Here is a 24,317-nt window from a genome sequence, read left to right on the forward strand (position 1 = left end):
CGTCAGCCGTCGATGCGAGCAGTGTAGTCCTCGAGCAGGTCGGTGACCGCCCTCACCGCATCCGCCTGGTCCCGGCCCTGCACGGTGTTGGACGTGTCGACCCGCGTGTACACCTTGCCCTTGGCGAGCGCTGCGTAGACGACGAACCGCGGCTCGGTCTGCCGGCCGCCGAGGTGGATGTAGGTGACGCGCTGGACCTGGTAGAAGCCCTTCCAGCCGTTGATCGTGAGGGGCTTGTACTCCCGGGTGCCCCGCGACCCGTAGTTGTAGCCGTTGTCGGTCTTCTTCGGTGCGACGTCGACCGTCCGGCCCAGCTTCTCGAGCTCACCGCTGTACTGCTGGATGTACGCGGCCGGCTCGGCGTCCGTGGAGTAGAGCCAGGCGCGCAGCTTGATCTCCTCGTCCCACTCGCCGCCCGCGACGCGGTACTTGGCCCGCTCGTCCAGGCCCGACGTGTCCGCCTGTGCCCCGGCCGGGAGCTTGGGGCTCACGACGAGGGCCGCGGTGGCCTGGTACGGAGGGGTGTCGCACGGGGCGTCGCCCGGGCACCGCACCGTGACGAGGCTGCCCTTCGGGAAGTAGTCGTCGTCCGGAAGCGCGTCGGCCAGGGACTGCTCCGTCAGCTCGGCCGGTGCCTTCGGCGAGCTGGTCGTCTTGGAGGCCTTCGCCGCCGGCTCGTCGCCCTTCTCGCCCGAGGAGCCGCACGCTGTCAGCGTCAGGGCGAGGACCGCGAGGAGCGCGGGCAGCAGCGGACGTGACCAGTTCCCCGAGGATCGCATGCGGCCACTCTGGCAGAGACCTGCCCGCATGTCGCTGCAGGTCGCGCGGAGTCAGGGACGCGCCGGCACGTTCCACTCCTCGACGACCGACTGCCCGCGGTCGTCGCCCAGACGGGACAGCGTGGCGGTGTCGAGCAGGAAGTGTCGGCCCTCCTGGACCTCGAGGCCGAGCCAGCGGGCCACGAGCACGCGCAGGCTGTGGCCGTGCGCGAAGACGAGCGTGTCGCCGTCGCGCGAGCGCGCTGCCGCCACGACCCGGTCGAGGCGAGCCGCCACCTGGTCCGACGTCTCGCCGTTGGGGGTGGGGTGGGTCCAGATGGTCCAGCCCGGCACCGTCTCGCGGATCTCGGGCGTCGTGACGCCCTCGTAGTCGCCGTAGGCCCACTCGGCCAGGTCGGGCTCCACCTCGGCGTCCGGGAACCCGGCCAGCTCGGCGGTGCGCCGGGCCCGGACCCGAGGACTCGTCAGGACGTGCTCGAAGGTCTCGCGCGCCAGGACCTCCTTGAGCGCCAGGGCACTGCGCTCGCCGTCCGCCGTCAGCGGCAGGTCCGTCGTGGAGGTGTGCTTGCCCGCACGGCTCCACTCCGTCTCACCGTGACGGACGAGGAACAGCCGAGCGGTCAACGCGGCACCAGGACCCACAGGTCGAGGTCGAGCAGGACGCCTGCGGCGTACTTCCCGTCCTCGCCGCGCAGGGTCATGGTCTCGTCGCGGCCCTTCGTGGCCACGAGTCGCAGCCGCAGGGCGCCCACACCGGGTGCCGAGGTCTCGGCCTTGTCGAGCACCTCCGACCAGGCGTAGATCGTGTCTCCGGCGAACGCGGGTGCCGCGTGCGAGCCCGCGTTCACGGCGGCCACCAGCTGCGCATTGGCCAGCCCGTTGAACGACAGCGCGCGCGCCAGGGAGATGATGTGGCCGCCGTAGACGAGGCGGTTGCCGTCGGGGCGGGCCTCGGCGTTGAAGTGGACCTTGGCAGTGTTCTGCCACAACCGCGTGGCCAGGGCGTGCTCGGAGTCCGTGAGGGTGACGCCGTCGACGTGGTCGATCTTCTCGCCCACGGCGTAGTCGTCGAAGCGGTGCGGCTCTCCGGCGGCCACGACGTCGTAGCCGGTGAAGTCCAGGCCCTCGGGGATCACGAGGGCAGCCGGCTCGACGGCGGGCGCGAGGTCGGGCACGACCGTCTCGGGCGCCGGCAGCGACTGGTCCCGCTTGTGCACCATGACCCAGCGGACCCAGTCGATCGCGACCTCACCGTGCTGGTCGGTGGCGGTGGAACGCACGTACACGACGCCGCTCCTGCCGTTGGAGTTCTGCTTGAGGCCGATGACCTCGGACCGCGTGCTCAGCGTGTCGCCGGGCAGAACCGGGCGGTGGAACCGCAGCTCGGCGTAGCCGAGGTTCGCGACGGCGTTGAGGGACACGTCGGGAACGGTCTTGCCGAACGCGACGTGGAAGGCGATGAGCTCCTCGACGGGGTGCGGGTCCAGACCGACGGACGCCGCGAACTGCGACGAGGAAGGGATGGAGAACCGGGTGGGGTAGATCGCTCCGTAGAGAGCGCGGTCGCCCTCGGTGATGGTGCGCGGCGTGGCGTGCTCGATCACCTGCCCGACCGAGAAGTCCTCGAAGAAGTTTCCGGCGTTCGTCTTGCTCATGCGTCTCCTCGGGAGGCGGGCGGGTGCGCGCCCATCATTCCGGACCGCAGCCCGTCCCCCGCTCGGGGGTCAGGCGAAGGGGTTGGCCTGCGCGCCGGGGAGCCTGGCGAGGAGCTGCAGGCCCTGGGCACGGAACTTGTGCTCCACGAGCACCTCGTACTTGGTGGCCACGACCTTGGTGACCGAGCTGAAGTCGCGCTGGCCACGCGTGGCGGCGTAGCCCATGAGGGCCCACACGGTGCCGAAGACGAGCCCGAAGCCGAGTCCGCCGAGGACGGTGGCGATCCACGATCCCTCGTTGGAGAACGCTCCGATGAGCAGCCCCACGAACAGTCCGAACCAGGCTCCGGACGCGGCGCCGGCGGCAGCGACGCGGCCGGTGGTGAGGCGGCCGGTCACGCGCTCGACCTGCTTCAGGTCGGTGCCGACGATCAGCACGTTCTGCACCGGGAACTGCTCGTCGGACAGGAAGTCGACGGCCTTCTGCGCCGAGGCGTAGTCGTCGAAGACCCCGAGGGACTGGGGGAACTCGAGCTCGAAGAGACCGGAGGTGCGGGTGTTCACGGGAGGCATGCCTCCAGCGTAGCCACGGCACCCCGGGGCGGGCCGCCGTCCCGGCGCCCGGGACGGCTCACCGCCCTCAGGCGACCGGCACGACCCGCTGGAGGAACTCCGTCTCGGCGGAGACGACCTGCTCGAAGTGCTCGCCCCGGTAGATGTCGAAGTGGCCGGCGGGGTACTTCAGCACCTCACCGCGCGGGGCCTTGGCGACGTGCCGCAGCGTCGCCTTGGCGGGGGCGACGGTGTCGGTGTCGCACACGACGAAGAACGCCGGGGCCGCCAGGGCCTTGGCGCGCCGACCCGGGTAGGAGCTGACGATGCCGAGCGCGGTCCGGGCGGACGCCTCGTTGCGGAAGGTGGACCCCTCCTGCACCAGCCCCACGTACCCCGGCAGCGCGTCCGGCGCCGACATCAGCCCGAGTCCTCCGGGCTCCGCCGCCAGAGGGACGAGCAGGGGCTTGCGCCCGAACCACGAGCCGACGAGGTCGACCACGGCGCGCACCGTGAGGCGCAGCGACGTGAGGGGCGGGACGGCCAGCGTGGACGAGAGACCGTCGGTGAACGGACACTGCGACACGACCGCGGCCACCCGGTGGTCGTCGGCCCCGATGGCGATGACGTGACCGCCGGAGAAGGAGGACCCCCACAGCACCACACGCTCGGCGTCGACGTCGCGAAGCCCGCGGGCGAACGCGACCGCCGCCTTCCAGTCCTGGCGCTGGCGTCGCACGCTCAGGAGCTGGCGCGGCTCGCCGTCGCTGGCGCCGAAGTGCCGGTAGTCGAACACGAGGCAGGCGTAGCCCGCCGCCGCGAAGCGCTCGGCGAAGGCGTCGAGACGCATCTCGCGCACCCCGCCGAGGCCGTGCGCCATGACGATCACGGGGACGTCCCCCGCCGGTGCGGCCGGTCGGTAGAGCCAGGCCCGGCACGTCGTGCCGCCGGAGACGAAGGAGACGTCCTCGCGACCGGTCATCAGAGCTTGTAGTCCTTGAGGAGCGCGCGTCCGATGATCATCTTCTGGATGTCGGACGTGCCCTCGCCGATGAGCATGAACTTGACCTCGCGCATGAGGCGCTCGATCTCGTACTCCTTGGAGTAGCCGTAGCCGCCGTGGATCCGGAAGGAGTCCTCGACGACCTCGTTGGCGTACTCGGAGGCGAGCATCTTGGCCATGCCGGCCTCGACGTCGAGCCGCTTGCCGGTGTCCTTGAGGCGCGCCGCGCGGACCATCATGGTGTGGATGGTCTCGACCTTGGTGGCCATGTCGGCGAGACGGAACAGCACGGCCTGGTGGTCGGCGATCTGCTTGCCGAAGGTCTTGCGCTGCTGGGCGTAGGCGATGGCCAGCTCGAAGCCGCGGATGGCCAGGCCACACGCGCGGGCGGCGACGTTGACGCGACCGACCTCGACGCCGTCCATCATCTGGAAGAAGCCCTGGCCGGGCTTGCCGCCCAGGACCTGGTCGGCGGAGATCTGGTGGTCCTCGAGGATGAGCTCGGTGGTCTCGACGCCCTTGTAGCCCATCTTGGCGAGCTTGCCGGGCACGGTGACGCCCTGGGCGGTCTCACCGAAGCCCGGCTCCTTCTCCACCAGGAACGTCGTCATGTTCTTGTAGACCGACTCGGCACCCTCGTCGGTCTTGCACAGCACCGCGACGAGCGTGGACGTGCCGCCGTTGGTCAGCCACATCTTCTGGCCGGTGATGGAGTAGCTGCCGTCGTCCTTCTTGGTGGCCTTCGTGGAGATGGCGGCCACGTCGGAGCCCAGTCCGGGCTCGGACATCGAGAAGGCGCCGCGGACCTCGCCGGCGGCCATCTTGGGCAGGTACTTCTGCTTCTGCTCGTCGGTGCCGTGCTGCATCAGCAGGTAGGCGACGATGAAGTGCGTGTTGATGACGCCGGAGACGCTCATCCAGCCGCGAGCGATCTCCTCGACGACGAGCGCGTAGGTGAGGAGGGACTCGCCCAGCCCACCGAACTCCTCGGGGATGGTCAGGCCGAAGACGCCGAGCTCCTTGAGGCCCTCGATGATCTCGGTGGGGTACTCGTCGTTGTGCTCGAGCTCCTGCGCTACCGGGATGATCTTCTCGTCCACGAACTCTCGGATGACCTTGAGGATCTCGGTCTGCTCCTCGTTGAGGCCCTCGGTGCTGGCAAGACGTCCCATCAATGCTCCTTGCGTCGAGGCCGCCGGTGGCGGCGCCGGGCCGACTCTACCGGCCAGTACTCTCTGCTGCCGGGTCCGCCCGTGTGACCTGCACGACCGCCAGTCCGGCCAGGATCAGCCCGAGCCCCACGTAGACGCCCCAGGCTGGGGTCTGCCCGAGCCAGACACCGGCGAGCAGCGCTGCCCCGGGCACCTCGAGCAGGAGCAGCAGCGAGATCACGAGTGGACTCATCACCGCGAGCAGGTGGTTGAGGAGCGAGTGGCCGAGCAGCTGGGCGCACACCGTGACCGCCGCGATGAGCAGCCAGTCCCGAGCGGCGTACCCACCGAGGTCGACGCCCCCGGCCACGCAGACCACGAGCAGGACCACGGAACACGTGCCGTAGCAGGCCGTCGTGTAGGCGGTCGTGGAGAGGACGCCGCGCACCTGCTGACCCATCAGCAGGTAGGCCGCGGCGAACGCTCCCCCGGCGACGGCCAGCACGTCGCCCGCGGCGGCGCGCCACGACACGGAGACGTCGACCCCCGACACCACCAGCACGCCGACCACCGACAGCAGGGAGCCGACGACGACCGAGCGCTGCACCCCCACGCCGCGGACGGCGTCGAACGCGACGACCCACAGCAGCTGGGTCGTCACGAGCGCCGTGGCCGCCGCGACCGTGGTGAGCTTGAGCGAGGACACCCACGTGGCGAAGTGCGCCGCGAGCATCACTCCCGCCAGGACCGTGAGGACGAGGTGCCGGCGGTCGAGCGCGCGGTACTCGTCGCGGCACCGCACGCCGGCCACCGGGGCGAGCACCACCGTGGCGGCGGCGTTGCGCCAGAACGCGATGGCCAGGGCCGGCGCGTGCGTCCCCGCCATGAGCGGTCCGGAGGCCGAGACCCCGAGGACGGCCACCATGGCCAGGAACGCGTTCACCGACCCAGTCTGCCCGTCCCGCGACCGAGGCGGTCGGGCGGCCGACCGGACCTCAGCCCCAGGCGGTCTCGAGCTCGGCGAGCGCGTTCTCGAGGTGGGTCAGCAGACGCTGGAGGTGCGGCACGCTCGTGCGGCACCCGATGATGCCGAAGTCGAGGTAGCCGGCACGGCTCGTGAGCGTGAAGTTGACGGCCTGTCCGTCGAGCACGATGGAGACGGGGTACATCCCGTCCAGACGCGCCCCGTTGAAGTACATCTCCTGGCTCGGGCCGGGGACGTTGGAGATCACGACGTTGAAGGGCGGGTGCGTGTACTTCACGAAGCCCGGCACGGGCGTGAGCGCGAGCGGGGCCATCTGCAACGCCGAGAACGCCAGGATCTGCATGGGAGTGAGCCCGCCGAGCAGCTTCTTGGCCTGCCGTGAGGAGTACGAGATCTCCTCGAGCCGGGTGGGTCCGTTCTCGCGGTCGGTGGCGAGGTTGACGACGATCACGCCCACCGAGTTGCCGGTGGCCTCCGTCTTCCCGGCCGACTCCGCCCGGAGCGCGAGCGAGACCGGGACCATCGCCGTCATAGGCTCGTCGGGCAGCGCGTGCTGCTCGATGAGGTACTCGCGCAGCGCACCGGAGACCATCGCCAGCACGACGTCGTTGAGGGTCGTGGCCGACGACTTGGCGACCCGCTGGATCCGCTCGATCTCCCACGACTGCGCGGCGAAGCGCCGGGCGCCGCCCACGGGGCCGTTGAGGATGGTCTTGGGCGCACGGGGCAGCGTGACGTCGCCCTCGCGGACGATCTGGTTGGCGATCTTCAGCGAGGCGGGGAGCAGGCCGGCGACCTCGCCCATCGTGTCGAGCCCGCCCCGCATGAGGCCGAGCGGATCGAGCCCGCGGCTCCTGCCGCCGCCTCCGGAGCGGGGCGGCAGCGACCAGGGCGCGACGCAGTCGCGACGTTCCGGGTCCTCGCTCAGCGCACGCTGCATGAGCCGCAGGGCCGAGACACCGTCGAGCATGGAGTGGTGGATCTTGCTGTAGACCGCGACCCGGCCGTCCTTGAGCCCCTCGATGGCGTGGACCTCCCAGAGCGGGCGGTGCCGGTCGAGCAACGAGCCGTGCCAGCGCGAGACCATCTGGAGCAGCTCGCGGATGCGGCCCGGCTGCGGGATGGCGGAGTGCCGCACGTGGTACTCGGTGTCGATCGTGTCGTCCTGCGACCACCACGTGTTGCCGAGCGTGCCCACCGGCTCCTTGGGGCGCTTGCGGAACGTGGGCGACACGTAGTCGTTGCCCCGGAAGTTCTCCACCATCTCCCGCACGAAGTCGGGTCCCGCGCCCTCGGGCGGCTGGAACAGCTGCAGGCCTCCCACGTGCATGGGGTGCTCACGGCTCTCGGCGAACAAGAACATCGAGTCCGTGGGTGGCATGTAGGCCATGAAGGGGTACTCCTGCGGATGAGGACGAGGTGGCAGTACGCTAACGACTCCGTGTGGCGCAAGTCACTCGGAGTGACATCATTGTGAACACACGATCAACTGATCCCCCCAGGAGGCCCCGCATGGGTGCTCATCTCACGCTGGCCGCAGAGCCGCGCTACTTCCGTGGCACGAGCCTGCAGTCCCGTCTCCTGGGTGCCGGACTGCGGCACAGCGTACGCCCGATCCTCGGGGCCTGGGCGCGGCTTCCGTTCGACTTCTTCCCGCCCAACCTGCTCGAGCACGCGGCCCGCCTGCTGCCCGTCCACGAGGGCACCAGCTGGCGCTCGGTGCAGCTCGCCGACGGCCCGGCCGAGTGGCTCATGGCCAAGGGCGTGCACGACATCCACCACGGCAACCGCAAGGCCGTCCTCTACTTCCACGGCGGCGCGTTCCTCACGTGCGGCCTCAACACCCACCGCCGTCTCGTCTCGCGCATCTCCTACGCGGCGGACCAGCCCGTCCTCAACGTCGGCTACCGCCAGATGCCCCACGAGCCCATCACGGAGTCCATCGCCGACGGCGTCACGGGCTTCCGCTGGCTGCTCGAGCAGGGCTACGCGGCCGAGGACATCACCATCGCCGGCGACTCCGCCGGCGGGTACCTCGCCTTCAGCGTCGCCCGCGCCGTGATCGACCTCGAGCTCGGCCGACCCGCCGGCGTCGTCGCCCTCTCGCCGCTGCTCGACGTCGGGTCGGAGCGCAAGGCCGCGCACCGCAACGCCGACCGCTGCCAGACCTTCCCGCTGCACGCGCTCGAGCGCTTCAGCAAGGTCTCGCTCCGCATGGACACGCGTCGCGGCATCGACGGCACCCGTCTCTGCCCGGTCGACATGCCGCTCGCCGACATGCCGCCGGCGCTCATCCAGATCGGCTCGCACGAGATCCTGCTCGCCGACGCCGAGTACATGGCCAACCGTCTCGTCTCTGCCGGCGTGCCGTGCGACCTGCAGGTGTGGGACCGCCAGGTCCACGTCTTCCAGGCTGCCGCCTCCTGGGTCCCTGAGGGCCGCGCCGCCATCACCGAGATCGGCGAGTTCATCGAGGCACTGGCCGAGCAGGAGCAGGCGCCCGAGCGTCGCCCGCAGCCGGCCCGGCGCCGCGCCGCGGCCCGCACGGCAGCTGCCGCGGCAGGCCCGGTCGTCGGCACCGTCGAGGCCTGAACCGGGCCGCACCGCGGCCGGTAGGGTGCAGTCGTGAGCACCGCCCCCGGACGCATCTTCCTGTCCCGCATCGTCGGGCAGGCCGTCTTCGACCCCGCGGGCGACCAGGTCGGCAAGCTCCGCGACGTCGTCGTGGGCGTGCGCTCGGCCCGCCAGCGCCCCCGCGTGGTCGGCCTCGTCGTGGAGGTCCTGGGGCGTCGCCGCGTCTTCCTGCCCATCACGCGCGTCACGTCGCTGGACTCCGGCCAGATCATCACCACCGGCGTGCTCAACCTGCGCAAGTTCGAGAAGCGGCGCAGCGAGACCCTCGCCATCCACGAGCTCTTCGACCGCAGCGTCACCACGCCCGACGACAAGGCCGGCACGGTCTACGACCTCGCCATGGAGCAGGACAGCCGCCGCGACTGGTTCGTGAGCCACGTGGCCGTCCACGAGAGCTCCAAGCGCTTCGGCCGTCGCGGCCAGACCCACGTGCTCGAGTGGGACGAGGCCCGCGGTCTCGTGGGTGAGGAGGCCGGCCAGGGCGCCACCTACCTGCTGGCCACGATGGACGAGATGCGGCCGGCCGACGTCGCCAACGCCCTGCTTGACCTACCGCCCAAGCGTCGGACCGAGCTCGTCCGCGAGCTCGACGACGAGCGGCTCGCCGACGTCCTCGAGGAGCTCCCCGACACCGCTCGGGTCGAGATCCTCGGCGTGCTCAACCCCGAGCGCGCCGCCGACGTGCTCGAGGAGATGGACCCCGACGACGCCGCCGACCTCCTCGGCGAGCTCCCCCCGGCCATGGCCGAGAACCTCTTGGCCCTCATGGAGCCCGAGGACGCCGAGGACGTGCGCCGCCTGCTCACGTACGAGGAGCGCACGGCCGGCGGCATGATGACGTCGGAGCCGGTCATCCTGCCCCCCGACGCCACGCTCGCCGAGGCCCTGGCCCGCATCCGCGACCCCGAGCTCGGCCCGGCCCTGGCCTCCATGGTCTACGTGTGCCGCCCGCCCGTGGAGACGCCCACCGGCCGCTTCCTCGGCGTCGTGCACTTCCAGGCGCTGCTGCGCGACCCGCCGTCCACCCTCGTGGGCGGCCTCGCCGACAACGACATCGAGTGGCCGCGCCCCGACGCCTCCCTCGAGCACGTGGCCAACCTGCTCGCCTCTTACGACCTCGTGGCCCTGCCCGTCGTCGACGAGAACTTCCACCTCCTGGGCGCCGTGACCATCGACGACGTCCTCGACCACCTCCTGCCCGAGGGCTGGCGCGAGCGCACCGTGGAGACCAACGATGGCTGAGCGCAAGGACCGCCAGGAGCGGCACGACCGCGACCGCGTCTCCCGTCTCGACCAGCCACGCGACCGGCACCGCACCCTGCGCAGCACGCTGCGCGGGCGCAGCTACGACTCCGACCGGTTCGGCCGCTTCGCCGAGTCCTTCGCGCGTTTCATGGGCACCGCCACGTTCCTCGTCTGGATGACGATCTTCATCGTCGTGTGGGTGATCTGGAACGCCTCGTGGGGTCCCGAGCGGCCCCGCTGGGACGAGTACCCGTTCATCTTCCTCACGCTCATCCTGTCGCTCCAGGCGTCGTACGCGGCCCCGCTCATCCTGCTCGCGCAGAACCGTCAGGAGGCCCGCGACCGCGTCCAGCAGGAGCACGACCGCGACGCCAACGCCCAGTCGCACGCCGACATGGAGTTCCTGACCCGCGAGGTCGCGAGCCTGCGTCTGGGCATCGGTGAGATGGCCACGCGCGACTTCATCCGCAGCGAGCTCCGCGGTCTGGCCGAGACCCTGGCCGAGTCCGACGACGACGCCGCGGACCACGGGCGCGAGGACGACGACCGCAGGTCAGGGCAGTCTCACTGATCCTGCCTGGTCACCCGCACGTACGATGGTGGACATGGCAGTGATCAGCGAGGACGCAGTCCGCACAGCGCTCGGCGGCGTCAACGACCCCGAGATCAAGCGACCCATCACCGAGCTCGGCATGGTCGACACGATCACCATCGACGGCGACGCCGTCACGGTGCGCCTTCTCCTCACGGTGGCCGGCTGCCCTCTCAAGGACACACTGACGCGTGACGTCACCGCGGCCGTGGTGGCCCTGGACCCTGCTCTCACCGTGCACGTCGACATGGGCGTCATGACCGACGACCAGCGCAAGAGCATGCAGGAGATGCTCCGCGGCGGCCGCTCCGAGCGCGAGATCCCCTTCGCCCAGCCCGGCTCGCTCACCAAGGTCTACGCCATCGCCTCGGGCAAGGGCGGTGTCGGCAAGTCGTCGGTCACCGTCAACCTCGCCGTCGCCATGGCCCGCCGCGGACTCAAGGTCGGTGTCCTCGACGCCGACATCTACGGTCACTCCATCCCCGACATGCTGGGCATCGGCGACCTCCGACCCACGCAGGTCGAGGAGATGATCATGCCCGTCCCCGTGCCGGTCGCCGGCGCGGAGCACGACGTCAAGGCCATCAGCATCGGCATGCTGAAGCCCCGCAAGGACCAGGTCGTCGCGTGGCGCGGCCCCATGCTCGACCGCGCGCTCGTGCAGATGCTGAGCGACGTCTACTGGGGCGACCTCGACGCCCTCCTCCTCGACCTCCCCCCGGGCACCGGCGACATGGCCATCAGCCTGGGCCAGCACCTCGCCAACGCCGAGGTCATCGTCGTCACCACGCCGCAGACCGCCGCCGCCTCGGTGGCCGAGCGCGCCGGCACGATGGCCTCGATGATGCACCAGCGCGTCGTGGGCGTCGTGGAGAACATGTCGTACCTCACCACGCCCAACGGCGACCGCATGGAGGTCTTCGGGTCCGGTGGCGCCGCCGCCGTCTCGGCCGCGCTCAGCGAGCGCTTCGGCTACGACGTCCCCGTGCTCGGCCAGGTGCCGCTGGAGGAGAAGTTCCGCGAGGGCGGCGACTCCGGCTCCCCCATCGTGTCCGCGGACCCCGACGCCGAGTCGGCCAAGATCCTCCAGGGGATCGCCGACCAGCTGTCCGGACGCTCGCGCGGCCTCGCCGGGATGCAGCTGGGCCTCGCGCCCACCGGCCGACTGTAGGTCGCGCCCGTGTTCGGGATGGGCTGGCCGGAGATCGGCGTCATCGTCGTCGTCGGCCTCATGGTCTTCGGTCCCGACCGTCTCCCCGACATGGCTCGCCAGGCGGGCAAGTTCATCCGCACCGTCCGCCAGATGGCCGACAACGCCAAGAACGACCTGGGTCGCGAGATCGGCCACGACCTCAGCGGCATGGAGCTGCGCGACCTCGACCCCCGCGAGGTCGTGCGCCGCAGCTTCCTCGACGAGGCCGACACGGCGCCTGCCCCCACGACCGACCGCTCGCTGCGCGTCGGCGAGGTCCCCCCGTACGACCCCGAGTCCACCTGAGTCGTCGGCGCCCGCGCCTGGCGGCGGTGACCTGGCGTCCTTCGTGCAGGGTCGGCGCGCCGGGCGGTGCCTCAGCGTCCGTTCCCGGTCCGTGAGTCCCCGGGTCCGGACGCTTGCTCACCGCCCGTCGGCAGGCAGGTCTCAGGCCGCGCCGAGCCAGGCGGACATGCGTTCCACGCCGTCCTCGAGCCGGTCGAGCCTGCTCTGGGGGTGGGCCGCCGAGGGCAGCTCGCTCACGGCCTGCACGAGGGTGTCGCGGTCGACGTCGCTCACGACCGTGTAGACCACACCGTCGGAGTCCCACGTGACCACGGCGGGCGAGCCGCTGCGCACCCACACGCGGTGCTCGTCCCAGACGTCGGCCGAGAAGCCCGTGACGGTGGAGGTGTCGAGCGCCCCGTTCTGCTCGTAGAGGCGGAGCCGGTGCGTGCCGTCGGAGTACGTGACGGCGATGGTGCCGCTGCCCTCGTGCCAGCGTCCGTCGACGCGCTCGAGCGTCCCGGCCAGGCGCTCGTGACACGGGAAGCCGTTGCTGTCGAGCCTCGACATGGCAGCGACGGTCATGGTGTCCTGCGCCGTGCCGTAGCCGTCGGCGAAGTCCGCGGCGTAGGAGTCGAACGACGGCGCCACCGGGTCGGCCTCGGCCGGCCGGGCCCCCGCCAGGTAGGCCGTCGCCACGACGGCGAACGAGGCACCCACCACGACCACGCCGGCACCCAGGCCCCGCGAGCGTCCGAGCCGGGCCCACCACCGGCGACGACGTGGCAGCGGCCCTGCGGCAGGAGCCTCGTCGGGAAGGTTGCTCAGCGTCTGCAGCAGCGACAGCGGGACGTCGGGACGTCGCGTGCCCAGCTGCATGCGTGCCTTGGTCTGCTGGTGGAGGTCGACCACGCCGCGGCACGCAGCGCAGTGGGAGAGGTGACGCTCGGCAGCCTTGGCGGCACGGGGCGACAGCTGCCCGTCCACGAAGGCTGAGACGTCGTCACCGAGATGCGCCAACTCAGGCTCCGACCGGTCCCAGGAAGCGCGTGCGCCCCACCGAGGGAGCGCGGTGGGCCAGGGCGGCGCGCAGCTGCGTGCGGCCACGGTGGATGCGGGAGCGCACGGTGCCGATCTTGATGCCCAGCACGTCGGCGATCTCCTCGTACGACAGGCCCTCGACGTCGCACAGCACGACGGCCACGCGGAACTCCTCGGAGATCGAGGCGAGCGCCGACTCGACGTCGGGATCGAAGCCCGCGTCGTGCAGCGTGGCGTCGGGGCCGACCTCGGAGCCCGCGAGGCGCTCCTCGGCACCGTCGGTGAAGCCGTCCATGCGGATGCGGCTCGAGCGGCGCACGCGGTCGAGGAAGAGATTGGTGGTGATCCGGTGGATCCAGCCGTTGAAGTTCCCGGCCTGGTACGAGTCGAGCGAGCGGAAGACCCGGATGAAGACGTCCTGCGTGAGGTCCTCGGCGTCGTGGCGGTTGCCCGTCAGCCGGTACGCGAGCCGGTAGACGCGGGCGGAGTGCTCCGCCACGATCTCGTCCCAGCTCGTCTGGTTGCTCATCTGATCGACGTCCATGCCTCGTATCGTGGTGCTGTCACCTGAGAGAACGCCCAGAGCCGCCTGACGGTTCCCTGCGATCCTCCGACCATCCTGGCGGGCCAGGTTTCACCCCGCACCTTCGGCGATCCGTTCCACCGGATCCGGGTCGTGGCCCACTAGGCTGACCCCGAGCCGTTGTCCCGCTGACCTGCGAGGACAGCCCGACGAAGGAGTGCGCCATCACCACCGCAGCCAGCCTCGCGTTCGTCGACGGCTACCAGAGCGAGGACGACCACCTGGCCGACGCCCGCCGTCGGGCCGAGGAGGTCGGCGTCACGCCCATCGGCGCCGGTGGCGGAGCCACCCTGCGCCTGCTCGCCTCCCTCGTGGGGGCCAAGGCCGTGGCCGAGGTCGGCACCGGCACGGGGGTCTCCGGGCTCTGGCTGCTCCGCGGCATGAGCGCCGACGGCGTCCTGACCTCGGTCGACCTCGAGGCCGAGCACCAGCGCCACGCCCGTGAGGTCTTCCTGGCCGCCGGCATCCCCTCCCAGCGCTTCCGGCTCATCGCCGGGTCCGCGCTCGACGTCATGCCCCGCCTCACCGACGCCGGGTACGACCTCGTGTTCGTCGACGGCGACAAGGCCGAGTACGGCGAGTACCTCGAGCAGGCTCTGCGCCTGGTCCGCCCCGGCGGCGTCATCGTCTTCGACAACGCGCTCTGGCACGACCGTGTGGCCGACCCGGCCCAGCGCGACGCCGAGACCCAGGCCGTGCGCGACCTGCTGGAGCAGGTGCGGGTCGACGAGGACCTGCGCGCCGCGCTCCTGCCGGTGGGCGACGGGCTCCTCGCCGCGCAGCGCCTCGCCTGAGGCGCGCCGAGCGTCAGCGCGCTCAGTCCTCGAAACGGGCTGACGAGCGGAAGCCTGCGGGTCCGCGCACCACGGCCACGACCTCGAAGGGCTCGATGAGGATCGGGACGCTGCCGATCATCGTCGTGCCGGGCACCTCGTGCGCCGACTTCTCGAAGTCGGCCTGGAACGCCTCGCGGGCCTGCGCGGTCCGGAAGACGTAGGTCCCCTCGAACCACTCGCCCTCACGCGTGCGCCAGGCCTTGAAGCGAAGGTCGGGCAGGCCGGCGAACCGGCTGAACGACTCGTCCTCGACGAACGTCTTGAGCTGCTCGAGGATCCCCGAAGGTGCGTCGGTCAAGGACCAACGCACCGAGAGTCCGAGCATCAGACCGCTTTGAGGGCGTCGCCGAGCGACGCAGCTTCCTCTTTGTTGAGCTCGACCACGAGACGGCCGCCGCCTTCCAGCGGAACGCGCATCACGATGCAGCGCCCCTCTTTGGTGACCTCCATCGGTCCGTCTCCGGTCCGAGGCTTCATGGCCGCCATGGGTTCCCCTCTCGATCGTCCTGCCAGGCGTCGCCCTGGCACTCTCCCCATTATCGCCCATGGGTCCCAGCGCGGAAGAGCCGCCTCCGACCAAGCCGGGTGTCAGGCCCAGCGTCGGTCGTACGGGGCGTCGAGCGCGTCGGTGACCTGGGCCGCCTCGCGTGCGGCGAGGAGCTCGGTCCGGGCCTGGATCTCAGCCGCCTGGCTCTCCGCGAGCGCCTCGGTCAGGTGGCGGATCTCCCGATGTGCGGAGGCGAGGGCGGTCTCGGAGCCCATGAGCTTGTCGGTGGCGTCGTCGAGCTCGCGCGCGAGACGATGGACCTCGCCCTGTCGCTCCTTGACGCGGGCCGCCATGGTCTCGGCGAAGGCTGTCTGCTCGCGGGCGGTGCGCTGCGCGTCGCGGCGGCGGACGTGGGCCGAGGCGGCACGGTCCTGGGCCCAGTCGCGGCGCACGGCCGCGGTCTCGTCGGCGAGGAGCCGGGCAGCCACCGTGCCGAGCAGGACGGCCTGGACGACGCCCAGCACGAGGAGCGGGACGGAGCCGACGACGATCGTGAGGAGTCCCAGGACGAACGTCAGGGCGATGAGCGCGACGGCGGCGACGGTGCGCGACGACCGCCGCGAGCGCCGTCCGCCAGGTTCCGTGGAGGCCTTCATGGCCACACCCTAGGCACGCCACCTGCTGGAACGGCGGCGCCACACCGTGACGGGTGGGACGCGTGTGACTCGAGTGGTCAGTCGGCCACGGCGTCGAACCACGCCACGGCGTCGTCGACGTCGTCGGTGACGTGGACGAGCTCGAGGTCCTTCTCGCTGATCTTCCCGTCGGGCAGCATCGTGTCGCGAAGCCAGTCCACGAGGCCGCCCCAGTAGGCCGAGCCGAACAGGACCACCGGGAAGGTGGTGACCTTCCCGGTCTGCGCGAGGGTGAGCGCCTCGAAGAGCTCGTCGAGCGTCCCGAAGCCGCCGGGCATGACGACGTAGCCCTGGGAGTACTTCACGAACATCGTCTTGCGCACGAAGAAGTACCGGAAGTTGATACCCATGTCGACGTACTCGTTGAGCCCCTGCTCGTGGGGCAGCTCGATGCCGAGACCGACCGAGACACCCCCGCACTCGCTCGCCCCGCGGTTGGCCGCCTCCATGGCGCCCGGCCCGCCGCCCGTGATGACGGCGTAGCCGCGCTCGCAGAGCTTGGCCGAGATCTGGCGCGCAGCCTCGTACATGGGGTCGTCGGGCTTGGTGCGGGCCGAGCCGAAGACCGCGACGGCCGGACCGAGCTCGGCCAGCTGGCCGAAGCCCTCCACGAACTCTGCCTGGATCCGCAGCACCCGCCACGGGTCGGTGTGCACCCAGTCGGCTCCTCCGTCGCTGTCGAGGAGGCGCTGGTCGGTGGTGCTGGCCGGGATGTGCCCGCCGCGCAGCCGCACCGGTCCCTTGTTGTAGGTGGTCACCGCGGATCTCCCTTCAGCCAGCCGGTCAGGGCTGCCTCGACGTCGACGAGGTGGGCCACGGGGACCTGCTCGTCCTGCTTGTGGGCGTACACCGGGTCGCCCGGCCCGTAGTTCACCGCGGGGATCCCCAGGACGGTGAACTGGGCGACGTCGGTCCAGCCGAACTTGGGCGCCACCTCGCCGCCGATGGCCTCGACGAACGCGGCCGCCGCCGGCCGGTCCAGCCCGGGCAGGGCTGCGGGTGCGGAGTCGGTGACGGTGAGCTCGAAGCCCTCGAAGACGTCGCGGACGTGGGCGAGCGCCTGCTCCTCCGACCGGTCGGGGGCGAAGCGGAAGTTCACGGTGACGACGGCCTCGTCGGGGATGACGTTGCCGGCCACTCCCCCACGGATGCCGACGGCGTTGAGGCCCTCGCGGTAGGTGAGACCGTCGATCTCGACGGCCCGCGGCTCGTAGCGCTGCAGTCGCACGAGGACGTCGGCGGCGTCGTGGATGGCGTTGTGCCCCATCCAGGAGCGGGCCGAGTGCGCGCGCTCGCCCGTGGTCCGGACGTCGACGCGCAGCGTGCCCTGGCAGCCCGCCTCGACCCGGGCGACCGACGGCTCCATGAGGATGGCGAAGTCGGCCTCGAGGAGCTCGGGCCGCTCCCGCGCGATCCTGCCGAGGCCGTTGAACTCCGCGGCGATCTCCTCGGCGTCGTAGAAGACGAACGTGACGTCGCGGTTGGGCTCGGGCACCGTGGCGGCCACCCGCAGGGCCACCGCGACGCCGCCCTTCATGTCGCAGGAGCCGAGGCCCCAGAGCGTGTCGCCCTCGAGCCGGGACGGGAAGTTGCCGTTGACCGGCACGGTGTCCACGTGGCCGGCGATCACGACGCGCTCGGACCGGCCCAGGCGTGTGCGGGCGATGATCGTGTGTCCGTCGCGCACGACCTCGAGGTGGGGCAGTGCTCGGAGGGCCGTCTCGACGGCGTCGGAGATCTCCTGCTCCTGAAGGCTCTCCGACGCGATGTCGACGAGGTCGGCGGTGAGGGTCACGACGTCTCGGTCCAGGTCCAGGGAGGCCACGGGCTCACTCTGCCACGTGCGGGTGCGGGCAGGCGGTGCGAGCCTGGAGACATGAGCGACCTCGACCCCACCACCGCCCTGCTCCAGGACTCCTTCGACCGTGTCCGCGACCTCGTGGCCTCCGTGACGGACGACCTCGACCTCGAGGCGGCGACCTTCCGGGTCGACGCCGAGGCCAACACCGTGGCCTGGCTCGTGTGGCACCTCACGCGGATCCAGGACGACCACGTGGCAGGCCTCTCGGACGAGGAGCAGGCGTGGGAGTCGTGGCGCGAGCGGTTCGACCTGCCCTTCGACGACGACGCCACGGGGTACGGCCAGTCGAGCGACGACGTCGCGGCCGTCCGGGTCGACGGCGAGCTGCTCGCGGGCTACCACGCCGACGTGGACGCCCTCACCCGTCGCTACCTCGACTCCCTGACCACGGAGGAGCTGGAGCGGGTCGTGGACGAGCGCTGGGACCCGCCCGTCACGGCCTCGGCGCGGCTCGTGAGCGTGCTGGGCGACTGCCTCCAGCACCTGGGCCAGGCCTCGTTCGTGCTGGGCGTGGCCTCGCGCCGCTGAGCCGTCAGTCCGCTCGCGGTGCGAAGACGCAGAACTCGTTGCCCTCAGGGTCGGCCATGACCGTCCAGCGGATGTCGTCGTCGGGCTCGCGGAGCACCGTGGCACCCAGCGCGACGAGGTCGGCGACGGTGGATCCGGGCGTGAGATCGATGTCCCAGTGGATGCGGTTCTTGACGGTCTTGGGCTCGGGCACCGGGGTGAAGTCGATGTCGTCGAACGGGACGCCGGGGATGTCGCTCACGTACGAGTAGCGCCCCTCGTCGTCGTGGGCCGTGCCGCCGAGCACCTGGGCCCACCACGCGGCGATGGACTGATGGTGGGCGGCGTCGACCACGACGTCCTTGAGCCGGTACAGGCCGACGTCGGCACGGGTGAAGACGCAGAACTCCTGGCCACCGACGGGGTCGGTGAACGTCGTCCAGCCCTGCTCCCCCGGCTCGGTGACCCGCGTCCCCGTGATGCCGTCGAGCGAGGACGCCCAGACGTCGAGGTGCACGCGGTTCTTGACGGCCTTGCCCTCCGGCACCGGGTTGGGCCAGACGGTCTGCTGGGGCCGGTCGCCGCGCAGCACCAGCTCGTCCGGATCGTCGGGGAAGCTCTCGACCCGCAGGCCGAGGAGCCCGGCCCAGAAGGCAGCCTCGCCGGGCAGGTCGCCGACGTCGATGCACAGGTCCTTGAAGGTCGCCAGGCTCATGCCTGCCAGCCTAGGAGCGAGCGCCGACGCCAGCCACTGCACCGCTAGGTTGGGTGCCATGAACGCGCAGCATCCCGACCTGCCCCAGAGCGCCCATGGCTTCGGCGTCGCCACCGTCACGCTCGACGGCGACGTCCTCGACGTCTGGTACCCCGCGCCGGCCCTCGGACCCGCCTCGGACCATGACCGCGAGCCCGACGACCTCATCGCCATCAGCGGCGACGACGCGGTCCGCCAGGTCCGCAAGGTCGTGGTGCACACCGTCATCGACGACCTACAGACCGCGCCCACCGACGCGTACGACGTCTACCTGCGCCTGCACCTGCTGTCGCACCGCCTGGTCCGTCCGCGCACCATCAACCTCGACGGTCAGTTCGGCCTGCTCTCCAACGTCGTCTGGACCACCATCGGGCCGTGCGCCGTGGCGGGCTTCGAGGCCACCCGCGGCCGCGCCCGAGCCGCCGGCCTCGTCGTCAACGTCACGAGCGTCGACAAGTTCCCCCGCATGACCGACTACGTGCTCCCCACCGGCGTCCGCATCGGCGACGCCGACCGCGTCCGTCTCGGCGCCCACCTGGCCGAGGGCACGACCGTGATGCACGAGGGCTTCGTGAACTTCAACGCCGGCACGCTCGGCCACGCCATGGTCGAGGGCCGCATCTCGGCCGGCGTCGTCGTCGGGAACGGTTCCGACGTCGGCGGCGGCGCCTCCATCATGGGAACGCTCTCCGGCGGCGGCAGCGAGGTCGTCAGCATCGGTGAGAACAGCCTGCTGGGCGCCAACTCCGGCATCGGCATCTCGCTCGGCAACGACTGCGTCGTGGCGGCCGGCTGCTACGTCACGGCCGGCACCAAGGTCACCACGCCCGACGGCTCGGTCGTGAAGGCGCTCGAGCTGTCCGGCCAGGACGGCCTGCTGTTCCTCACCAACAGCGAGACGGGCCGCGTCGAGGTCCGGCCGCGCGGCGAGCGCAGCGGCATCGAGCTCAACGCCGCGCTGCACGCCAACTGAGGTCCGCGCCCACCCGATGAGGTTTCGCTGGATCCTGCTGTCAGGACTCGTGGTGGCCGCCGTGCTGGTCGCCGTCACGGTCCGCGACCGGCAGCCCGTCCGCAGCGAGTACTGCACCGCCGACGTCGGCGACACGCACGCCCAGGTCGACGTCGAGCAGGCCCAGTGGTCAGCCCTGATGTCCGGGATCGCCCAACGGCGCGGGCTCCCGCCGCGGGCCACCACGATCGCCATCGCCACGGCGTTCCAGGAGTCCAAGATCCACAACATCGACTACGGCGACCGCGACTCGCTCGGACTCTTCCAGCAGCGCCCGTCGCAGGGCTGGGGCACCGCGGAGCAGGTCCAGGACCCTCAGCACTCCATCAACGCCTTCTACGACGGACTCGTGAAGGTCAAGGGCTACTCCTCGATGGAGATCACCGAGGCGGCCCAGGCCGTGCAGCGGTCCGCCTTCCCGGCCGCGTACGCGGCCCACGAGGCCTATGCCCGAGCCCTGGCGTCGGCCCTGCGCGGCTACAGCCCCGCCACGTTCTCGTGCCAGGTCAACGAGGCCGCTGGCGGCAACCCGGACCAGATCGCCGCCGACCTCAAGTCGACGTTCGGCGACCTCGGCACCATCAAGGACGGCACCACCGTCACGGCGCCCGTGAAGGGCGGCAAGGCCGCCGACGTGACCATCCGCGGCTGGGCGGTCGCCCACTACCTCGTGGCCAACGCCTCCCGCCTCAACATCGAGTCGGTCTCCTTCGACCGCCTCCGCTGGACCGCACGAGACTCCCCCGACGGCTGGGTGGAGTCCCCCCGGGCGGCCGACGACCGAGTCACCGCCACGGTCAGCTGAGGGCAGCTCCTCACCGTCGATGGACCGCGGACAGTTGACATCGTTCATGGCACACGTCACATTGACTACAGTCCATGCCGCATGGATCTGAACGGTCTCGACCCCGGAGCCGAATATGAAGTCGCTTGTCCTCTCAGCACTCTCACTCGCGTGCATCGCGCTGGGGGTGAGCATCTCACCAGCAGTCGCCGCTGGTTCCCATCCGGGGCCTTGGGCCAAGATCTTCGGCCACAGCACTTCATGCTCGCTCGGACGCGCGTCGACTAACGACGCGACAGAACGCGGCGGTGGCCTGACCAACAACTACGAGGGATGTAGCGCGTCAAACAACGCCCAGAGCGTGCCAGCTGGTTACCTCCGGACCCGCGCACTCGTGGTCAACTCATCCAATGGTCTGGTCTGCGGCGACTCTGGCACCTTGCTCAACACTTCGACTGCCTCTTCTCGAGATGCCAGCACCGCCCGCGAGTACTACACCACGAGCTGCGAATCGCCTCGGAACTACCTCGGATACTCGTACAACTCGCGCCGTTCCGACGCCGGGTACCTCTACACGGTCGAACGAGCAGCACCTGCCTACTACTTCCCTAGCTGGCTGGCATGACCCACCTAGGCGCCAGGAGAATATTCATGAGACCACGCATCGTCGTCGCATCGTGCACTGCCGTCCTGCTCTGTGGAGCGGGCTACCTCGGCGGAGCTGCGTTCGCATCGCAGTCCGACCGTTCGACCGAGGAGGTGGCCACGGCGTTGCCGACCTTCACGGAAGATCTCCCAGCATTCACACGCCTCGAGAACGGCGCGACGGTGGGGGGCTGGCGTGTCGACACGCCCCTCGACCAGCGTCCGGACTTCGTCGAGACGCGCGTCGACGGCAAGGTCGGCTACCTGAAGCTTTCCGACATCGACGACGGGTTCGTCGTTCCGTCGGGCAGGTCCGGATCTCCGATCGACACGACCGAACAGTTCGCGGCAGCGGAACGCCGGCAGCGCGAGGACATGGTCCAGCCGAACGAGAAGGGCGAGATCTGGGCTCCGGTCTATGACCGAGACGGTGTGACGATCATCGGCAAGCGCCTGATGAACCCCGCTGCCGACAGCGAAGCCCCCTGACCAGCAGGCCTTCGCTCAGACCAGGCGGGAGACGGCGGCCTCGACGCGCTCGTCGGTGGCGGTGAACGCCACCCGCACGTGCTGCGCGCCGGCGGCGCCGTAGAAGTCGCCGGGGGCCGCGAGGATGCCGCGCTCGGCCAGCCAGTCGACCGTGGTGCGGCACGGCTCGTCGCGCGTGGCCCAGAGGTAGAGCGAGCCCTCGGAGTGGTCGATGCGGAAGCCGGCACGCTGCAGGGCCTTGCGGAGCACGGCCCGTCGGTTGGCGTAGAGCTCGCGCTGGAGCTCGACGTGGGTGTCGTCGGCCAGGGCCGCGGCGAAGGCGTGCTGCACGGGCGTGGGCACCATGAAGCCGAGGTGCTTGCGCACCGCGAGCAGCTCGGCCACGACGGCGCGGTCGCCGGCGACGAAGGCGTCGCGGTAGCCCGCGAGGTTGGACCGCTTGGAGAGCGAGTGCACCGTGAGGAGGCCCTCGTGCGAGCCGCCACAGACGTCGGGGTGCAGCACCGAGACGGGCTGGGCCTCCCAGCCGAACTCGAGGTAGCACTCGTCGGAGACCAGGAGGACGTCACGCTCGCGGGCCCACTCGACGACCTTGCGAAGGTGGTCGACGCCCAGCACCTGGCCGTGGGGGTTCGCCGGTGAGTTCAGGTAGAGCAGCGCGGGGTTGCGCGGGCCGATCGCCACGGTGGAGTCGGCGGCCAGCACCTCACAGCCGGCGTAGCGCGCGCCCACCTCGTAGGTGGGGTAGGCCAGCTCGGGGTAGACCACGAGGTCGCCCGCGCCCAGACCCAGCTGGGCCGGCAGGTTGCCGATCAGCTCCTTGGAGCCCACGGTCATGAGGACCTGGTCGGCCTCGAGCCCGGTGACGCCGGCCCGACGTTCGAGCCAGTCGACCGCGGCCTGCCGCACCGGCGTGGGTCCGAGGACGGTCGGGTAGCCCGGGGAGTCGGCGGCCTCGGCGAGCGCCTGCCGGGCGACGGCGGGCGTGGGGTCCACCGGCGTGCCGATGGAGAGGTCGACGATCCCGTCGGGATGCGCCGCCGCGCGGGCCTTGGCCTGCGCGATGGTGTCCCACGGGAAGTCGGGGAGACGGCTGGAGACGCGCGACCGCGTCATGCGCTCACTCCTGGTTCTGGGGCGGCAGAGCAGCCACGAACGGGTGGTCGGCGTCGATCTCGCCGGTCTTGGCGGCACCGCCCGGGGAGCCCAGGTCGTCGAAGAAGTGCACGTTGGCGTCGTAGTACTCCTTCCACTCCTCCGGGGTGTCGTCCTCGTAGAAGATGGCCTCGACCGGGCAGACCGGCTCGCAGGCACCGCAGTCGACGCACTCGTCGGGGTGGATGTAGAGCATGCGCTTGCCGTCGTAGATGCAGTCGACGGGACACTCGTCCACACATGCGCGGTCCTTCACGTCCACACACGGCTGGGCGATCACGTACGTCACGTCTACTCCTCACGACAGGGCTGAACGTATCCATTATCGCCCTCGCGGGTCCGGGCCCGTGACTGAGGTCTGCCTCATGAGACGGGACGGGCGTGACAGGGTGAGGACGTGCTGATCAGCGACGACGCCCTGGGCCGACGCGTCACCGTCCGACACCGCCTGGCCGACGGCTCCGCGGCCGACGTCGTGGGCCGTGTCCTGGCCCTGGACGACGTCGTACGCCTGGAACGACGTGACGGATCCGTCGTCGACGTGCCACGCGACGCCGTCCTGCTGTGGCGGGTCGTGCCCGACCGCCCCCGTCGCTCGCGTCGCCCGCTCGACGTGGACCCCGAGGACCTGACGCGCATCACGTCGCGCGGGTGGGCCGCGGTGGAGTCCGTCCCGCTCGGGGACTGGGAGCTGCGCGCCTCGGGAGGGTTCACCGGACGGGCCTGCTCCGTGGCCGTCCACGGCGACCCCGGGGTCCCGCTCGACGCGGCGCTGGCGTCCGTCGAGAGCTTCTACCGGGAGCGCGACCTCCCGCCCCTGGCCCAGGTGGTGGTGGGGACGCGGTGGCACACCGCGTTCCTCGCCGCCAGGTGGCGTCCCTCGTCGGGTGCCCGCCCTGGAGCGGTCGTCCAGGTGAGCGCGCTGGGGACCCACCGGCGTGACCCCGAGGCGGTGGTCTCGCCGACGGTCGACGACGACTGGTTGGCCCTCTACGGTCGGCTGGCCCCCGAGCACCGCGACATCGCCAGGACCGTCCTCGAGGGGACGCCCACCGTGGGCTTCGTGAGCATCGGGGAGCCGGCCGTGGCCATCGGCCGGGTGGTGGTCACCGGCGAGTGGGCCGGGGTGGCTGCGGTGGAGGTCCGGCCGGACCTCCGGCGACAGGGGCTCGGCCGACGGGTCGTGGAGACCGCCCTGGCCTGGGCCGTGGAGCACGGCGCGGACAAGGCGTACCTGCAGACGATGCGCGACAACGCCCCGGCCCTGGCGCTCTACGCGCCGTTCGGCTTCGTGGACCACCACGAGTACGTCTACCTCGTGCCGCCGGCCTGAACCAGGCCCGGACCAGGCCTGGACCACAGGGAACCCACAGCGAGCCCTCGTACGGTGGGGTC

29 protein-coding genes are annotated in these 24,317 nt (G+C 71.0%); 11 read left to right on the forward strand and 18 right to left on the reverse strand.

Annotated features, from left to right (window positions below):
- Positions 1–2 precede the first annotated feature (2 nt).
- The 8 genes from ASD11_RS10445 to ASD11_RS10480 all read right to left on the reverse strand — a co-directional run bounded on the left by ASD11_RS10445 (position 3) and on the right by ASD11_RS10480 (position 7,515).
- On the reverse strand, positions 3–779 hold the full coding sequence (locus ASD11_RS10445) for a hypothetical protein (protein WP_056286778.1): 777 nt from the start codon (positions 777–779) through the stop codon (positions 3–5).
- Positions 780–830: 51 nt separating this feature from the next.
- On the reverse strand, positions 831–1,403 hold the full coding sequence (locus tag ASD11_RS10450) for a histidine phosphatase family protein (RefSeq protein WP_056288737.1): 573 nt from the start codon (positions 1,401–1,403) through the stop codon (positions 831–833).
- Entirely contained in the window at positions 1,400–2,434 is a 1,035-nt protein-coding gene (locus ASD11_RS10455) for a MaoC family dehydratase (RefSeq protein WP_056286781.1), read from the reverse strand. The genes ASD11_RS10450 and ASD11_RS10455 overlap by 4 nt, the downstream gene beginning before the upstream one ends.
- Positions 2,435–2,503: 69 nt before the next feature.
- The gene (locus tag ASD11_RS10460) at positions 2,504–3,007 is read right to left on the reverse strand and encodes a general stress protein (protein ID WP_056286785.1); all 504 of its coding nucleotides are present in this window, start codon (positions 3,005–3,007) and stop codon (positions 2,504–2,506) included.
- 67 nt (positions 3,008–3,074) lie between these two features.
- The gene (locus ASD11_RS10465) at positions 3,075–3,968 is read right to left on the reverse strand and encodes an alpha/beta hydrolase (protein WP_056286787.1); all 894 of its coding nucleotides are present in this window, start codon (positions 3,966–3,968) and stop codon (positions 3,075–3,077) included.
- Positions 3,968–5,161, reverse strand: a complete 1,194-nt coding sequence (locus ASD11_RS10470; RefSeq protein WP_056286790.1) for an acyl-CoA dehydrogenase family protein — start codon at positions 5,159–5,161, stop codon at positions 3,968–3,970. The genes ASD11_RS10465 and ASD11_RS10470 overlap by 1 nt, the downstream gene beginning before the upstream one ends.
- 46 nt (positions 5,162–5,207) lie before the next feature.
- Complete coding sequence (locus ASD11_RS10475; RefSeq protein WP_156464682.1) at positions 5,208–6,083, reverse strand: DMT family transporter; 876 nt, start codon at positions 6,081–6,083, stop codon at positions 5,208–5,210.
- 52 nt (positions 6,084–6,135) lie between these two features.
- Complete coding sequence (locus ASD11_RS10480; protein WP_082554286.1) at positions 6,136–7,515, reverse strand: WS/DGAT/MGAT family O-acyltransferase; 1,380 nt, start codon at positions 7,513–7,515, stop codon at positions 6,136–6,138.
- A 122-nt stretch (positions 7,516–7,637) separates the two neighbouring features.
- Here ASD11_RS10480 and ASD11_RS10485 point away from each other — a divergent pair, with 122 nt between their 5' ends.
- The 5 genes from ASD11_RS10485 to ASD11_RS10505 are packed head-to-tail and all read left to right on the forward strand — an operon-like array spanning position 7,638 to position 12,094.
- Complete coding sequence (locus ASD11_RS10485) at positions 7,638–8,717, forward strand: alpha/beta hydrolase (RefSeq protein WP_200940119.1); 1,080 nt, start codon at positions 7,638–7,640, stop codon at positions 8,715–8,717.
- A gap of 33 nt (positions 8,718–8,750) precedes the next feature.
- Positions 8,751–10,001, forward strand: a complete 1,251-nt coding sequence (locus ASD11_RS10490) for a magnesium transporter MgtE N-terminal domain-containing protein (protein WP_056286794.1) — start codon at positions 8,751–8,753, stop codon at positions 9,999–10,001.
- Positions 9,994–10,575, forward strand: coding sequence for a DUF1003 domain-containing protein (locus ASD11_RS10495; RefSeq protein WP_056286797.1), 582 nt, complete (start codon positions 9,994–9,996; stop codon positions 10,573–10,575). The genes ASD11_RS10490 and ASD11_RS10495 overlap by 8 nt, the downstream gene beginning before the upstream one ends.
- A 34-nt stretch (positions 10,576–10,609) precedes the next feature.
- Positions 10,610–11,767, forward strand: a complete 1,158-nt coding sequence (locus ASD11_RS10500; protein ID WP_056286801.1) for an Mrp/NBP35 family ATP-binding protein — start codon at positions 10,610–10,612, stop codon at positions 11,765–11,767.
- A gap of 18 nt (positions 11,768–11,785) precedes the next feature.
- Complete coding sequence (locus tag ASD11_RS10505; RefSeq protein WP_235503353.1) at positions 11,786–12,094, forward strand: sec-independent translocase; 309 nt, start codon at positions 11,786–11,788, stop codon at positions 12,092–12,094.
- Between the two features lie 141 nt (positions 12,095–12,235).
- On the opposite strand, the gene ASD11_RS10510 is transcribed toward ASD11_RS10505, so the two are convergent.
- A complete protein-coding gene (locus tag ASD11_RS10510) occupies positions 12,236–13,093 on the reverse strand; it encodes an anti-sigma factor family protein (RefSeq protein ID WP_056286807.1) in 858 nt (285 codons plus the stop codon).
- Position 13,094: 1 nt separating this feature from the next.
- Complete coding sequence (sigE, locus tag ASD11_RS10515; RefSeq protein ID WP_056286810.1) at positions 13,095–13,658, reverse strand: RNA polymerase sigma factor SigE; 564 nt, start codon at positions 13,656–13,658, stop codon at positions 13,095–13,097.
- Between the two features lie 305 nt (positions 13,659–13,963).
- On the opposite strand from sigE, the gene ASD11_RS10520 reads away from it, so the two are divergent.
- Complete coding sequence (locus tag ASD11_RS10520; RefSeq protein ID WP_442854196.1) at positions 13,964–14,491, forward strand: O-methyltransferase; 528 nt, start codon at positions 13,964–13,966, stop codon at positions 14,489–14,491.
- Positions 14,492–14,513: 22 nt separating this feature from the next.
- Here ASD11_RS10520 and ASD11_RS10525 read toward each other — a convergent pair whose 3' ends face one another.
- The 5 genes from ASD11_RS10525 to dapE all read right to left on the reverse strand — a co-directional run bounded on the left by ASD11_RS10525 (position 14,514) and on the right by dapE (position 17,540).
- Positions 14,514–14,831 carry a hypothetical protein gene (locus ASD11_RS10525; RefSeq protein ID WP_235503297.1) on the reverse strand — a complete coding sequence of 106 codons (318 nt, stop codon included), beginning with the start codon at positions 14,829–14,831 and terminating at the stop codon, positions 14,514–14,516.
- Positions 14,832–14,857: 26 nt separating this feature from the next.
- On the reverse strand, positions 14,858–15,019 hold the full coding sequence (locus ASD11_RS17785) for a DUF3117 domain-containing protein (RefSeq protein WP_162246476.1): 162 nt from the start codon (positions 15,017–15,019) through the stop codon (positions 14,858–14,860).
- A 102-nt stretch (positions 15,020–15,121) separates the two neighbouring features.
- Positions 15,122–15,676: a hypothetical protein gene (locus ASD11_RS10530; RefSeq protein ID WP_056286818.1), complete on the reverse strand. Its 555-nt coding sequence runs from the start codon at positions 15,674–15,676 to the stop codon at positions 15,122–15,124.
- A gap of 77 nt (positions 15,677–15,753) precedes the next feature.
- Positions 15,754–16,473 carry a TIGR00730 family Rossman fold protein gene (locus ASD11_RS10535; protein ID WP_235503298.1) on the reverse strand — a complete coding sequence of 240 codons (720 nt, stop codon included), beginning with the start codon at positions 16,471–16,473 and terminating at the stop codon, positions 15,754–15,756.
- Positions 16,470–17,540: a succinyl-diaminopimelate desuccinylase gene (gene dapE / locus ASD11_RS10540; RefSeq protein WP_056286824.1), complete on the reverse strand. Its 1,071-nt coding sequence runs from the start codon at positions 17,538–17,540 to the stop codon at positions 16,470–16,472. The genes ASD11_RS10535 and dapE overlap by 4 nt, the downstream gene beginning before the upstream one ends.
- A 51-nt stretch (positions 17,541–17,591) precedes the next feature.
- On the opposite strand from dapE, the gene ASD11_RS10545 reads away from it, so the two are divergent.
- Positions 17,592–18,104 (forward strand): mycothiol transferase, encoded by a 513-nt coding sequence (locus tag ASD11_RS10545; protein ID WP_056286827.1) that lies wholly within the window; start codon positions 17,592–17,594, stop codon positions 18,102–18,104.
- A gap of 4 nt (positions 18,105–18,108) precedes the next feature.
- Here the strand turns inward: ASD11_RS10545 and ASD11_RS10550 are convergent, their stop codons facing one another.
- Positions 18,109–18,798: a VOC family protein gene (locus ASD11_RS10550; protein WP_056286832.1), complete on the reverse strand. Its 690-nt coding sequence runs from the start codon at positions 18,796–18,798 to the stop codon at positions 18,109–18,111.
- A 58-nt stretch (positions 18,799–18,856) separates the two neighbouring features.
- On the opposite strand from ASD11_RS10550, the gene dapD reads away from it, so the two are divergent.
- From dapD to ASD11_RS10565, 3 genes are all read left to right on the forward strand, one after another.
- Positions 18,857–19,810 (forward strand): 2,3,4,5-tetrahydropyridine-2,6-dicarboxylate N-succinyltransferase, encoded by a 954-nt coding sequence (gene dapD, locus ASD11_RS10555; RefSeq protein ID WP_056286835.1) that lies wholly within the window; start codon positions 18,857–18,859, stop codon positions 19,808–19,810.
- A gap of 16 nt (positions 19,811–19,826) precedes the next feature.
- Positions 19,827–20,654: a hypothetical protein gene (locus ASD11_RS10560; RefSeq protein ID WP_056286837.1), complete on the forward strand. Its 828-nt coding sequence runs from the start codon at positions 19,827–19,829 to the stop codon at positions 20,652–20,654.
- 630 nt (positions 20,655–21,284) lie between these two features.
- Entirely contained in the window at positions 21,285–21,767 is a 483-nt protein-coding gene (locus tag ASD11_RS10565; protein ID WP_056286839.1) for a hypothetical protein, read from the forward strand.
- A gap of 15 nt (positions 21,768–21,782) precedes the next feature.
- Here the strand turns inward: ASD11_RS10565 and dapC are convergent, their stop codons facing one another.
- Together dapC and fdxA are read right to left on the reverse strand one after the other, a co-directional pair.
- Positions 21,783–22,883 (reverse strand): succinyldiaminopimelate transaminase, encoded by a 1,101-nt coding sequence (dapC, locus tag ASD11_RS10570; RefSeq protein WP_056286841.1) that lies wholly within the window; start codon positions 22,881–22,883, stop codon positions 21,783–21,785.
- Between the two features lie 4 nt (positions 22,884–22,887).
- Entirely contained in the window at positions 22,888–23,211 is a 324-nt protein-coding gene (gene fdxA, locus ASD11_RS10575; RefSeq protein WP_056286844.1) for a ferredoxin, read from the reverse strand.
- Between the two features lie 108 nt (positions 23,212–23,319).
- On the opposite strand from fdxA, the gene ASD11_RS10580 reads away from it, so the two are divergent.
- Positions 23,320–24,255 carry a GNAT family N-acetyltransferase gene (locus ASD11_RS10580; RefSeq protein WP_056286847.1) on the forward strand — a complete coding sequence of 312 codons (936 nt, stop codon included), beginning with the start codon at positions 23,320–23,322 and terminating at the stop codon, positions 24,253–24,255.
- Positions 24,256–24,317 lie beyond the last annotated feature (62 nt).

Source organism: Aeromicrobium sp. Root495 (assembly GCF_001426755.1).
GTDB lineage: Bacteria > Actinomycetota > Actinomycetes > Propionibacteriales > Nocardioidaceae > Aeromicrobium.